14 protein-coding genes are annotated in these 11,734 nt (G+C 63.3%); 6 read left to right on the top strand and 8 right to left on the bottom strand.

Annotated features, from left to right (window positions below; all coding sequences use genetic code 11):
- The 5 genes from GPT33_RS13705 to GPT33_RS13685 all read right to left on the bottom strand — a co-directional run.
- Nucleotides 1–828: hypothetical protein (locus GPT33_RS13705; protein WP_296809833.1), on the bottom strand; the 828-nt coding region annotated here is incomplete at its 3' end.
- Between the two features lie 70 nt (nucleotides 829–898).
- Nucleotides 899–1,381 carry a PilX N-terminal domain-containing pilus assembly protein gene (locus tag GPT33_RS13700; protein WP_296809831.1) on the bottom strand — a complete coding sequence of 161 codons (483 nt, stop codon included), beginning with the start codon at nucleotides 1,379–1,381 and terminating at the stop codon, nucleotides 899–901.
- Nucleotides 1,378–2,370, bottom strand: a complete 993-nt coding sequence (locus tag GPT33_RS13695; RefSeq protein ID WP_296809828.1) for a PilW family protein — start codon at nucleotides 2,368–2,370, stop codon at nucleotides 1,378–1,380. The genes GPT33_RS13700 and GPT33_RS13695 overlap by 4 nt, the downstream gene beginning before the upstream one ends.
- A 9-nt stretch (nucleotides 2,371–2,379) precedes the next feature.
- Nucleotides 2,380–2,883 carry a type IV pilus modification protein PilV gene (pilV, locus tag GPT33_RS13690; RefSeq protein WP_296809826.1) on the bottom strand — a complete coding sequence of 168 codons (504 nt, stop codon included), beginning with the start codon at nucleotides 2,881–2,883 and terminating at the stop codon, nucleotides 2,380–2,382.
- On the bottom strand, nucleotides 2,880–3,440 hold the full coding sequence (locus GPT33_RS13685; protein ID WP_296809824.1) for a GspH/FimT family pseudopilin: 561 nt from the start codon (nucleotides 3,438–3,440) through the stop codon (nucleotides 2,880–2,882). Before GPT33_RS13685 ends, pilV begins: the two co-directional genes overlap by 4 nt.
- A gap of 408 nt (nucleotides 3,441–3,848) precedes the next feature.
- On the opposite strand from GPT33_RS13685, the gene GPT33_RS13680 reads away from it, so the two are divergent.
- From GPT33_RS13680 to GPT33_RS13655, 6 genes are all read left to right on the top strand, one after another.
- Complete coding sequence (locus GPT33_RS13680; RefSeq protein ID WP_296809822.1) at nucleotides 3,849–4,211, top strand: hypothetical protein; 363 nt, start codon at nucleotides 3,849–3,851, stop codon at nucleotides 4,209–4,211.
- An 83-nt stretch (nucleotides 4,212–4,294) separates the two neighbouring features.
- Complete coding sequence (gene mazG, locus GPT33_RS13675) at nucleotides 4,295–5,095, top strand: nucleoside triphosphate pyrophosphohydrolase (RefSeq protein ID WP_296809815.1); 801 nt, start codon at nucleotides 4,295–4,297, stop codon at nucleotides 5,093–5,095.
- Between the two features lie 188 nt (nucleotides 5,096–5,283).
- Nucleotides 5,284–6,165, top strand: coding sequence for a DUF4743 domain-containing protein (locus tag GPT33_RS13670; RefSeq protein WP_296809814.1), 882 nt, complete (start codon nucleotides 5,284–5,286; stop codon nucleotides 6,163–6,165).
- A gap of 27 nt (nucleotides 6,166–6,192) precedes the next feature.
- Complete coding sequence (ispG, locus tag GPT33_RS13665) at nucleotides 6,193–7,425, top strand: flavodoxin-dependent (E)-4-hydroxy-3-methylbut-2-enyl-diphosphate synthase (protein ID WP_296809813.1); 1,233 nt, start codon at nucleotides 6,193–6,195, stop codon at nucleotides 7,423–7,425.
- Between the two features lie 208 nt (nucleotides 7,426–7,633).
- Entirely contained in the window at nucleotides 7,634–8,125 is a 492-nt protein-coding gene (locus GPT33_RS13660; RefSeq protein ID WP_296809812.1) for a heme-binding protein, read from the top strand.
- Between the two features lie 225 nt (nucleotides 8,126–8,350).
- The gene (locus GPT33_RS13655; protein ID WP_296809811.1) at nucleotides 8,351–8,530 is read left to right on the top strand and encodes a hypothetical protein; all 180 of its coding nucleotides are present in this window, start codon (nucleotides 8,351–8,353) and stop codon (nucleotides 8,528–8,530) included.
- A 128-nt stretch (nucleotides 8,531–8,658) separates the two neighbouring features.
- Here GPT33_RS13655 and GPT33_RS13650 read toward each other — a convergent pair whose 3' ends face one another.
- From GPT33_RS13650 to purL, 3 genes are all read right to left on the bottom strand, one after another.
- The gene (locus GPT33_RS13650; RefSeq protein ID WP_296809810.1) at nucleotides 8,659–9,387 is read right to left on the bottom strand and encodes a Crp/Fnr family transcriptional regulator; all 729 of its coding nucleotides are present in this window, start codon (nucleotides 9,385–9,387) and stop codon (nucleotides 8,659–8,661) included.
- Nucleotides 9,388–9,638: 251 nt separating this feature from the next.
- A complete protein-coding gene (arfB, locus tag GPT33_RS13645) occupies nucleotides 9,639–10,061 on the bottom strand; it encodes an alternative ribosome rescue aminoacyl-tRNA hydrolase ArfB (RefSeq protein WP_296809809.1) in 423 nt (140 codons plus the stop codon).
- A 24-nt stretch (nucleotides 10,062–10,085) separates the two neighbouring features.
- A partial coding sequence (gene purL / locus GPT33_RS13640) for a phosphoribosylformylglycinamidine synthase (protein ID WP_296809808.1) occupies nucleotides 10,086–11,734 on the bottom strand: 1,649 nt, incomplete at its 5' end.

Here is an 11,734-nt window from a genome sequence, read left to right as displayed (position 1 = left end):
GAAGGTTGCCGGGTAAAACGAGATCGGCACACCGCGCCCTTCACCGCGGTAGACACCGTTGGTCAGGTCATCCGGATTCGGCATGTCCGCGATCTCGATCGGGCGGTCGTTCGAAGCCGTCTTCCATTTCGAGTCATCCCAATCGCGGTACCGCGTTCCCGCAGGTATGACCATGCCCGGAAACATCCGGAAGACCTCGTTGGAATCTCTTCGCTCGCTGACAGCGGTCAGAGTATAGGTCTGGCTGCCGCGGGTTGGATCGGTACTCGCGGCGGCCGGGTCGGCATCCGTAAATGTGTAGCCGCCCTGACTCGGCCAGGGCGCATAGAGACGCGCCGGATCGAAATAGGCGAGGTTGAACTCGGGCGACCGACTGAAGGCGAAGGGAGGGATGGGCGGCACGGCGTAATGGTCATGCGTACTGTCGCTGTAGGCGCGACGGCCGCTGGTCAAACCTGTGCCGTTGGGAAAAAGATAAACGAATTTTTTCCAATCATTGTTGGCGTCACCGGCACGATTGAAATTGATCGCCCCGGTCTCGGAGTGATCGTTCATATTCAACCCGGTGAAGGACCGATTCTTCGTATTCCACCAGAGCGCACCGTCGTTCGCACGCATCAGCACTTCCGAGTCCATGGATCCGGAATCGTCGATGGCCAGCATAAGCGCCGGAATAACGGGCGGCATGACGAAGAGCGGCGCAGTAGCGATATCGATATCCGCCCGTCCGGGCCCCGCTCCGATCAGCGTCAGGCCAAGACCCAACGCCAGTCCCGCCGACCGTGAGATCGCCGGCCTCGCACGTGTCGTCTTCCGGTTGGGCCTCATCGCTCGTTCCTCCGTGGATCAGGGTTATCCGAAGGGAATGACAGGGGTTTGTCGGATTCCGGAACCTGCCTCATGGCGGCTCCAAAACCGACTGCAGGACCACGATGGCCGTGTGCGTGCCGCCCTCGCCACGGGCGATGACCGGGTAGGCATAGCGCCAGCGCGGCGGCAGGGTGATTCCAACGCGGACTTGGCGCGGCGGGTCGGCGTAATAGACCGGGTCGGCTGCCAGTTGAGGATCGAAGTCCTTGACGCTGCCGGTCGGCTCCGGTGTTTCGCCATCCCAACCAGCGGGATCGGCAAGCATCGTATCGGCGGCCGGCCCTCCGCCGATCGACGCATCCTCGCCGGCACGCAGCGCCGCCTCGGCGGCCTGAAAGGCGAGGTTGCGATCCCTCGCGTTTCCCGCCATGCGCTCCTGCATGATCGTCGATTGCATCGCAGTGACGCCGACGATGCTCATCACGAGCGTGAACATCAGTGCGACGACGAGAACCACGCCCTTCTGTTGGCGGATGCCGCGGTCTTCGGATCGGTTGAGGTGAGTTCTCACGGCAGTCGATTCCGGATCGCGACGGTGGTGGTCAGGACTCGGCGCATCCGACGGTCGTCCGGCTCCAACTCCTCGCCGTTGAAGACAATTGAGCGCGGACTATCGACCAGATTGTCCTCCGGACTGACCAGAAGGAGATCGATGCGCACGGCGACAACATGTTCCCAATCATCCGCATCATCCACCTCATCGGCGGTCATGTAGCGGTCCAGCGCGCGGGAACCGGACGTATCGATACCGTAGAGGATCTGCATATTCTCGACACCTTGGAGGATCTCCTGCGGATCCTCGTTTCCGAGACGCCGCCACAAGCCGCGGCACGGCTCGACACACTCATCGGCTTGGGATGAGGCGACGAAAAAGGTCGTTTCCCTGTACGACATAACGTCGGCGCCTTTCGCATAGACCTTGGAGAGCTTGTTGTCGGTGTTCGCATTCTTGGCGTGGGCGATCGTGATTCCCTTGCCGTTCGGATCCTTGGAGACGTTAGTTGCCCGGAAGATATCGACGCTCAAGCAATCGGAGATGATAAGCACATCTCCGGCGGACCAATCGTCGGCATTACGATCGATCTTGGCATTTGCGTCCCACGTTTTCTCGGCATCCAGTCGGGCCATGGGACCGCCACCGCCGCGGACAACCAGCGCGTCGGTTCCCGAGATTCTTAACGCAGCGACAACCTCGTCGACATCGACATCGACGAAGTTCCCGTTCGATAGATCACCGTCCTCTTCCGGTTTGACAATATTGTTGGGGCTGTCATCCAGTCGCGCACATCCCACATACCCCGCCATCCGTACCGTACGCCCCAACAGCTCGACGGCATACCGACCGTTCTCCTGCGATCGGGCGAGTGCCTCGACGACGCGATAGGTCTGTTTGCTGCCGAGGTAGACGCTGAGGATTCCGCCCGTGAGAAAAAGACCGAGGGCGAGCGCAACCAAGATCTCGACCATCGTCAAGCCCGATTGCCGAAAGGAGGCATCCATGCGCAGCGCCTAAAGCTCGGTGGTCATGGTGAAGACGATCGGGGCTTCGGCGCCGCGGCTGTCGTTGCAACTGACACCAATCGTGACAATTTCGTCGGCCCGGACGATCCGGCCCTCTCCTTGCGGAAGCAGACAGGCCAGGGTATTGCGCCACTCGTCGAGATCACGCTCGGCCAAGGTGTTGGCGTCCGACAGCACCAGAGTGGGATCGCACTCAACTGCGGAGAACGTGGTCAATGCGTATTCATCTCCGAGGGCAGCCTCGCGATTGGCCCGCATCCGATCGGCCATCTCGTATGCCAGAAAGGTCGCCTGACTGCGGATGTCGGCCTGGTGGGCCAGCTTGAGCGCCGATGCCTGAAGCGCAGCCAAACCCAGCAGGCCGACCGAAAGAACGACCATGGTGATGAGAACCTCGATCAGACCGACACCCCGCGCAGTGCGAAAGGCGACGTGCCGGCGCATGATCGGGGAACGGCAGATGCTCAAAGCCGGGATGATCTTGCGATTCATATCAAACACCCCGCAGGGGCGACACTAGCCCGGCCGGTCGGGCTGACCGTCACGGTCCGGGCTTCGGGCTTGTTTGCCGGGCAGCCTTTCTTCGTGTGCTTAAAGACCGCGCCGGCTCTCACGTCGCCCTCCGCCAGATAGCGGAGGCTCGTGGGCCCGCTGAAGCCGGTCACACCGGTCATCTTGGGCCAGACACGCAGCACCTCGCCCACAACCGGATCGGCCGATTCGGCCGCCGCGGCATCGACAAAGACGAGCCAACCGACTTGCCAATCCTTTCCACCACTGCACTTGGATTGGTCTTTCGACGGACACATCGAAACGGGAACACCCCGCTTGACCGCCTCGCTGCGGGCGAGGCTCAAGGCCATCACGAGCTCGTTGACCTGCGTGGCCGCGCGGTTGTTTTGAATCAGGGTGAAGAAGCTCGGCACGCCGAGTGTCAGCACGATCGCGGCCACGGCGACGACACCCATCAGCTCGACCAGGGTAAAGCCGCCCGGCGCTCCCGATGCAGGGTCTGCGTTGAATGTGCTCGTGGATTCGACAACAGCCATGTCGTGCCTCATCACAGGTCGGATCGAACGACCCCGCATGCCCTCGGCGAACGAAGCCGAGCAGAAGATCACCGCTCGCAGATCCGGACGGGGTTTCACTGTGCGGATCAGATGCACTGCGCAAGAGCCGTACACGAGCGTCTGCGATAAGCATAACAGTGTCGCGCCGAAGGGATATCCCTGAAAACGTGAACCAACGCACGGCGATACACTTGAGATGGACCGTTGGTCGGAGGATCCGCTAACATGACCGGCGACGCGCTGCGCGCACGGCAACCCGAGCGCACGGTAACCGGGCCGACGCGAATCTTCGTTCGGTCGCGGCCTGTTGCAGGCGCCCTGTCTCGCAGAACCTGAGACCCTCGGTCATCGCCAGCGAGCCCAAGCAACGCCACCGCCGCAACCCCAATGCGCATACTCCTCATCCTGATTGTCGCCTCTTGGGGGATCGTCGCACTCTTGACGTTTGCAACCACGTCGCAGAAGTCGTTGGACGCCAAGCTGACCGCCGGCTATCTCGTGCTTTGGCCGGTCTTGGCCGTGGCGCTTTTTTTGAACGAGCCTGTCCCGCTGTGGCTTGCGGTGCCGGCCTTTTTCGGATTTCTGCCGTGGTTCCTGGCCGGACCGCATCTCTACGAGATCCTCAAGGATCCGAGTCGCTCGCGTCCGGACGAGATCGTCGGCATTCCGCGCGGCTACTGGAAATGGGGCGGAATCGGCGCGATCTTGCTCGGAATTGCCTTCGACGGGTTTGTGTATGGTTTCGTGTGAGGCTCGGTACGCCGATCGACTCCGTTTCGGCCCGGCAGCGCGCCCCATACCCGTCTCCGCCCTTGACCGGAACACCCTGCCCTATGAACCGACACGACTCGATTGCCGATCTCATCGCCATCGTCGCGCGCCTGCGCGATCCGCAGGACGGCTGTCCCTGGGACCAGGAGCAGACTTTCCGCAGCATCCTGCCCTTCACCTTGGAGGAGGCCTACGAGGTCGCCGAAGCGATCGAGAACGAGGACATGAAGGAGCTGCGCGAGGAGCTGGGCGACCTGCTGCTTCAGGTGGTCTATCACGCGCAGATCGCCGAGGAGCAAGGGAGCTTCGCCTTCCCGGACGTGGTGCAGTCCATCAGCGAGAAGATGATCCGCCGCCATCCGCATGTCTTCGGAGATGCGGCGCTCGAGGACGAGGACGCCGTGCGCGCGAACTGGGAGCGCGAGAAAGCAGCCGAGCGGGCGAGCAAGCGGCAGCGGCCGATCGGAAGCGTTCTGGAAGGGGTCGCGCAGGCCCTGCCGGCGCTGGTTCGTGCCGAGAAGCTGCAGAAGCGCGCAGCGGTCGTCGGCTTCGATTGGGACGAGATGGAAGAAGTCTTCGACAAGGTGCTCGAAGAGTTGCAGGAGTGTCGCGAGACGCTGCGCGCCCACGCCGAGCCGACCGAGCGAGTGCATGAGATCGGCGACCTGCTCTTCTCCTGCGTCAATCTGGCCCGGCATATGGGGGTCGATGCCGAGCAGGCGCTGCGGGCGGCGAATCACCGTTTCGAGCGGCGCTTCGGGCGGGTCGAGGTGTGCCTGCGCGCAGGCGGGCAAGCGCCGAGCGTTGCGGTGCGCGGGGAGATGGAGCGGCTGTGGAATCTCATCAAATCGGAGGAGCGTTAAAACCGCGCTTCGTTGCGATGGGCTCGGTCTTCACTCGGGCTTGATCCTGAAGGCATCAACCAGCGTCCGAGTTGGCGCGGTTTTAAGATTTTTTCGTGAACTGAACCGCGTCCTGCCGAGGTATCGGAAGAAGGTGCGGCAGGCGCGACCCGAATCGGTCGCATGAAACCCCAAGACGCGGTTCATCAATGAGCTATCTCGATAAGATTTACGCCTGCAATGCCTGGGAGCCGGCTGCGTTTGTTCCCTTCATTCGCAGGGGCGAGCGTCTCGGGAGCCTGCGACCCAGCGCGGCCGAGGAGCTTCGGCGCTGGCCGACCCGGTTCCGTGTCACGCAGACGGCGGTCGAGTGGGTCGAGACTCCGGATGACTTCGAGGGTTGCACCTTGGCGCTGGCCGAGGTGGGCCGAGGACTGGTCGACGAGGGCGTCATCCCCTATCTGCACGGCGAGCAGTATCCCGTCACCGCAGGCGGGCGCGAGGCGGCGCGCTGCCTCATCGACCGGGCCTGCGCGCCATTCTTCGGGATGCGCGCCTTCGGTCAACATCTGAACGGCTTCGTGCGAACAGCGCGCGGGATCGAGATGTGGATCGGTCGTCGCGCCGCCGACCGCCGTCTCTACCCGGGGCGACTGGATAACCTTGTTGCGGGCGGGTTGCCCCACGGTATCGCTCTGGTCGAGAATCTGCGCAAGGAGTGCGCGGAAGAGGCCGGCATGCCCCCTGCCCTTGCGGACCGGGCGGTGGCCGTCGGCGCGGTCACCTACTGTCGCGATTCGGAGCGCGGGCTGAAGCCGGATGTCATGTTCTGCTACGATCTGGAGCTTCCGGAGGACTTCGAGCCGCACTGCACCGACGGGGAGGTGGAAACCTTCTATCGCCTGCCGGTGAAGGAGGTCGCGGAGATCGTCCGCGAGACCGATGACTTCAAGCTCAACTGCAACCTGGTCATCATTGATTTTCTGATCCGCCACGGACTGATTCCTCAGGACGCCCCGCAGTATGTCGCGATCGTCCAGGGACTGCGTTCCCCATTGCCCTCGTCGGATCACCCGACTCCGACCAACTGACAGGGCCGCTGCGGCGGCAAAGGCACTATGAGCCAAATTCGATTTCCCATTCAGCGACGCCGGACCGTGCCGGTACGCATCGGTCCTGTGACCGTCGGCGGTCAAGCCCCGATCGTTATCCAGTCCATGACCAACACGGATACCGCGGACATCGCCTCCACGGTCCAGCAGGTCACCGAGCTGGCACGTGCCGGCTCGGAGCTGGTGCGGATCACGGTCAATCACGAGTCGGCGGCGCGCGCGGTTCCGGAGATCCGCGAGGCGCTGGACGCACAGGGATGCAGCGTGCCTCTGGTCGGCGACTTTCATTTCAACGGCCACCGCCTGCTGACGGACTATCCGGAGTGCGCCGAGGCGCTCGCGAAGTACCGGATCAACCCGGGCAACGTCGGACGCGGCGAGAAGAAGGACGGTCAGTTCGCGACCATGGTCGAGATCGCCTGCCGCTACGACCGGCCGGTGCGGATCGGGGTCAACTGGGGCAGCCTGGATCCGGACCTGATCGTTCGGATGATGGACGAGAACGCACGCTCGTCCGAGCCGCGCGACGCCGAGCAGGTGATGCGCGAGGCGATGGTGGAATCCGCCATCTCGAGCGCCCAGCGCGCCGAGCAAGTCGGCCTGCCGCGCGATCACATCATCCTCTCCTGCAAGATGAGCGGCGTGCAGGATTTGATCGCCGTCTATCGCATGCTGGCCGATCGCGGCGACTATGCCTTGCATCTGGGCCTGACCGAGGCCGGCATGGGCTCGAAAGGAATCGTCGCCTCGACCGCCGCCTTGTCCGTACTGCTGCAGGAAGGCATCGGCGACACCATCCGCATCTCGCTCACCCCGGCACCCGGCGAGTCGCGCACCCGCGAGGTCGTGGTCGCTCAGGAGATCCTGCAGACGATGGGAATGCGTTCCTTCGCACCCATGGTCACCGCCTGCCCGGGCTGCGGGCGCACCACCAGCGACACCTTCCAGCATCTGGCACAAGACATTCAGGCCTATCTGCGCGAGCAAATGCCGGAGTGGCGCACCCGCTTCCCGGGAGTGGAGACCATGCAGGTCGCGGTGATGGGCTGTGTGGTGAACGGACCCGGCGAGAGCAAGCACGCCAATATCGGAATCAGCCTGCCCGGCAACGACGAGCGCCCGTCCGCACCCGTCTACGTCGACGGCGAAAAGGTCGCCACACTCAAGGGCGACGGGATCGCCGAGCAGTTCAAGCGGATGGTCGACGACTATATCGAGACCCACTATCGCGCATCGTAACGGACGCGTCGGTCCGGACAGCTTGGGTGATTTCGGGAGAAGGAACGGGCCGAAGGCTGTGAGTGACAATAAATACGCACCTATTTCCGGTTGTTCCTTTCCCGGAAATCACTTTGATTCCCGAAACGGCCTTAAACCGAGCCGTCCCGGCACGACGTCGAATGAAGATGCCCGATAAACCCCTGTTCTAAAATAAAGAGGAGGAGACATGAAAACAACAATTCCAGCACTCGTCGCCGCTGCATTGATCTGCGGACCGGCCATCGCCGATGGTCCCATGGTGGTCCCGTTGCAGCGTCTCTCGATGGATGCAGCGGTCAAGATCGCCCAGGGGGCGATTGAGGAATGTCGCGAGAAAGGGATCCAGATCGCCGTGACCGTGGTCGACCGCGAAGGCACGGTGCAGGTGACGCTCCGCGACACCATCGCCGCGCCCATCACTGTGCCGATCAGCACGATGAAGGCATTCACCGCAGTGAACTTCAACGCCGCAACCTCGGCCATGGCTGATCGTGCAAATACGCCGATCGGGCGTGTCGAGGGTCTCGTGATGTCCGCCGGCGGGGTTCCCGTTCTGGTCGGTGGCTCCTCGCTGGTGGCCGGCGTGGGTGTCAGCGGGGCACCCGGAGGCGACACCGACGAGGAGTGCGCCCTGGCCGGAGTCTCCAAGATCCAGGACGATCTGGATATGGCGATGTAGCGCTGAACCGCGTCCGGTTGGATTCGGGTCGGATCGCGGGAACATAAGCGTCGGTTCAACAAACAATCTCGGCGCGACGCGGTTCAGGATGGGTAATAATCCGCTCGTTTCTAAACCGCGTCGTGCACTGCGTCCCAGGGATCTTCAAGGGGTTTCGCTCCCGCTGAAGACATGGCACATCGCGCCGGACGCGGTTTAGGCCCACAACAGGATCGGGGGTGACAGATGCGTCTACTGGAAGCCGAAGCAGCACTGATCGCGGACCTGAAGGACGAAAGCGAGTTGATCGGCGAAATGCGCCTGCCCGCATTCACCGTGGTGACCGCGCGTCACCCGACGCTCGGCAAATTGGTGATCGTAATCGGGCCGGACGGCACGGGTGCGGTCGTCGAGGCGAACGAGTAGAATCCAGAAGAACCTCGGCAAGGTCCAAGCCGGCGTCGGTGACATCAAGGAGGAGATTAAGAAGAGCAATTAAGTCGCCGCCTGCCGAGCCGTGTGGCGACCGCCTAGTTACGCATCGCTAACCTGACTCATTGCACGGAACCCGGATGAACCCGGGGGAGAAGGCGATCGGTCTCGGCCTTGACGACTGCATAACACTCACAGGAGAGCCGTTCGAGTTTGGCTCGGTCCAGTACCGTGATATGGCCGCGGTGGTATTCGATCACGCCCTCTTTCTGCAAACGGCCAGCGGCGTCCGTCACGCCTTCTCGACGCACGCCGAGCATGTTGGCGATCAGCTCTTGGGTCATGACGAGTTGGTTGACCGAGAGGCGGTCAAGGGACAGGAGGAGCCAGCGACACAGCTGCTGATCGATCGAATGGTGACGGTTGCACACCGCCGTTTGTGCCATCTGGGTGATCAGGGCCTGGGAGTAACGCAACATCAGGAACAGCAGCTCGCCGTGGCGGCCAACCTCGTCCTTGAAGCGTTTCCCTGGAAGCCGGTAGGCGAATCCGCCACTCTGTACGAGGGCGCGACTGGTGGTGCTTTCGCCACCCATGAAGAGTGCAATACCGACCATGCCCTCGTTTCCCACGACCGAGATCTCCGCCGAGGCACCATTTTCCATGACGTAGAGCAGGGAAATGATGGAGTCGGTGGGAAAATAGACGTGACGCTCGGGGGCCCCGGACTCATACAGAACCTTGCCCAAGGGCATCGGCGCCAGTTCGAGAAACGGGAAAACGCGCTCCTGTACCTCCGCCGACAGGGCCGCCAATAGCTGGTTTTGCTGCGGCGTGTACGAATCCGACACCTCGACGACCCTCTCCTCTCTAGTCCAACTCAAATTTTAGTCCATTTTTCCGGCGTCATCTGTTCGATAGCGTACAGACCCAAGCAATGTTCACAGGCTTCACAGGCACGAACTCAATCCGCAGTCGGTTAGGGTTGTTTTTTCATATCGGCGGCACGGCGACAGCGAAAGCCGGCGGCAGCAGGGCGAGGAGCAATGTCGCGACGGCCATGCCGCCGTTTTCCGTCGGAGGATGTCGAGAGCGGTGACGCTTAATCGTGATCCGATGGGGCGCGGCGCATGCGCTTGCTGCTGGATTGTTTGCGCTTGGTCTCAAGGCGTCGTTCGGTCGAGGCGCGGGTGGGCCGGGTCGCAACGCGTGCTTTCGGGCGCACGGCCGCTTGAGCGATCAAGGCGGCGAGCCGGGCTCGCGCATCGGCTCGGTTGCGCTCGCGGGTGCGATAGCGGTGCGCCTCGATCATCAGGACACCGTCCGAATCGATCCGCCGTCCGCCGAGGCGCCGTAGACGCTCGCGCACGTCCTCGGGCAGGGACGGCGAGCGCCCAACGTCGAACCGCAACTGGACCGCCGTCTCGACCTTGTTGACGTTTTGACCGCCGGGTCCGGGCGAGCGGATGAACCGCTCGCTGAGCTCGGTATCGTCGATTCGGATACGGTTGGAGATCTGCAGCATGACGCAATTCTATCTGGACGCGGTTTAGTCCACCCACTCGCGCGCATTGCGGAACAGGCGCATCCAGGGGCCGTCCGTGCCCCACTGATCCGGGTGCCACGAATTCTGAACGGACCGGAACACGCGCTCGGGATGAGGCATCATGATGGTGACGCGCCCGTCTAGCGTCGTCAGGCCGGCGATGCCTTCGGGTGATCCGTTGGGATTAGCGGGATAACGCTCGGCGACCCGGCCGTCGTTCTCGATGTACCGCGTCGCCACGCAGGCGCGCGCCGCAGCGAGATGCTCGGCATCGCGGAACTCGGCCCGACCTTCGCCGTGGGCCACCGCGATCGGCATGCGTGAGCCGGCCATCCCGGCGAGCAAAACAGACGGCGTCTCACGGACCTCGAGCATCAGTGTGCGGGCCTCGAACTGCTCGGAGCGGTTGCGCACAAAATGCGGCCAGTGTTCCGCTCCAGGGATCAGCTCGCGCAGGTTGGAGAGCATCTGGCAGCCGTTACAGATCCCGAGCGTGAAGGTGTCGCGCCGCTCGAAGAAGGCTTGGAACTGATCGCGCCCGCGCGGGTTGAAGAGAATGGACTTGGCCCAGCCCTCCCCTGCCCCGAGCACGTCGCCGTAGGAGAAGCCGCCGCAGGCGGCAAGGCCGCGGAAACGCGAGAGGTCGACACGCCCGGCCATGATGTCCGATAGATGCACGTCCACGCACTCGAAGCCCGCCGCATGGAATGCCGCGGCCATCTCGACCTGTCCGTTCACGCCCTGCTCGCGCAGGATGGCGATCGGCGGACGGGCACCCCGCTCGACATAGGGCGCGGTCAGGTCATCATCCGGATCGAAGGTCAGCTCCGCATGCAGACCGGGATCCGGCTCGGCGATGCGCGCATAGGCCTCGGCCGCGCACTCGGGGTTGTCTCGCAGGGATTGCATCCGGAAGCTCGTCTCGGACCAGACCTGTTGGAGCTCGGTACGACTCGCCGCGAAGAGCGGTCGGCAGCGGCGACACACGCGGATCTGATCGCTGTCGTCGAGCATGCCGATCACCGGGCTGTACTCGGCCAGACCGTGATAATCCAGGATCTGCAGCGCGTCGTCCGTCTCGGTGTGACGCACCTGGATCACGGCGCCCAGCTCCTCGCTGAACAGGGCCGCGAGGTCATCGGGCCCGACCGCAGCCAGATCCACGTCGATCCCGCAGCGTCCGGCGAAGGCCATCTCGCAGAGCGTGGTGATGAGTCCGCCGTCGGAGCGATCGTGATAGGCGAGGATCAGCTCCTCGTCCTGGAGCTCCTGGATGGCGGCGAAGAAGCGCTTGAGCAGGTCCGGGGTCTCCAGGTCCGGCCCGACATCGCCGAGCTGGCCGTAGACCTGCGCGAGAGCGGACCCGCCGAGACGGTTTCGGCCCTGCCCCAAATCAATGAGGATGAGGTCGGTATCACCCTGATCGGTCCGCAGTTGCGGGGTCAGGGTCGCGCGCACGTCGAGCACCGGGGCAAAGGCGGAGACGATCAGCGACAGGGGCGCGGACATCTCGTGCCGCCGACCCGCCGCGCCCTCCCAGACCGTTTTCATGCTCATCGAGTCCTTGCCGACCGGGATGGCGATGCCGAGCGCGGGGCAAAGCTCCAGCCCGACGGCGCGCACAGTGGCGTAGAGTCGAGCATCCTCGCGCG

This window comes from Thiocapsa sp. (genome assembly GCF_011390875.1).
Lineage (GTDB): Bacteria > Pseudomonadota > Gammaproteobacteria > Chromatiales > Chromatiaceae > Thiocapsa.
The sequence above is the reverse complement of the archived record's forward strand: the minus strand, read 5'-3'. Positions and strand labels throughout refer to the sequence as shown.

Bases quoted from the DNA above. Each gene is read 5' to 3' on its own strand.
- mazG (WP_296809815.1), top strand. From the start codon at position 4,295: ATGAACCGACACGACTCGATTGCCGATCTCATCGCCATCGTCGCGCGC.
- GPT33_RS13695 (WP_296809828.1), bottom strand. From the start codon at position 2,370: ATGGATGCCTCCTTTCGGCAATCGGGCTTGACGATGGTCGAGATCTTG.
- GPT33_RS13655 (WP_296809811.1), top strand. From the start codon at position 8,351: ATGCGTCTACTGGAAGCCGAAGCAGCACTGATCGCGGACCTGAAGGAC.
- GPT33_RS13670 (WP_296809814.1), top strand. From the start codon at position 5,284: ATGAGCTATCTCGATAAGATTTACGCCTGCAATGCCTGGGAGCCGGCT.
- arfB (WP_296809809.1), bottom strand. From the start codon at position 10,061: ATGCTGCAGATCTCCAACCGTATCCGAATCGACGATACCGAGCTCAGC.
- GPT33_RS13685 (WP_296809824.1), bottom strand. From the start codon at position 3,440: ATGGCTGTTGTCGAATCCACGAGCACATTCAACGCAGACCCTGCATCG.
- GPT33_RS13660 (WP_296809812.1), top strand. From the start codon at position 7,634: ATGAAAACAACAATTCCAGCACTCGTCGCCGCTGCATTGATCTGCGGA.
- GPT33_RS13680 (WP_296809822.1), top strand. From the start codon at position 3,849: ATGCGCATACTCCTCATCCTGATTGTCGCCTCTTGGGGGATCGTCGCA.
- ispG (WP_296809813.1), top strand. From the start codon at position 6,193: ATGAGCCAAATTCGATTTCCCATTCAGCGACGCCGGACCGTGCCGGTA.
- pilV (WP_296809826.1), bottom strand. From the start codon at position 2,883: ATGAATCGCAAGATCATCCCGGCTTTGAGCATCTGCCGTTCCCCGATC.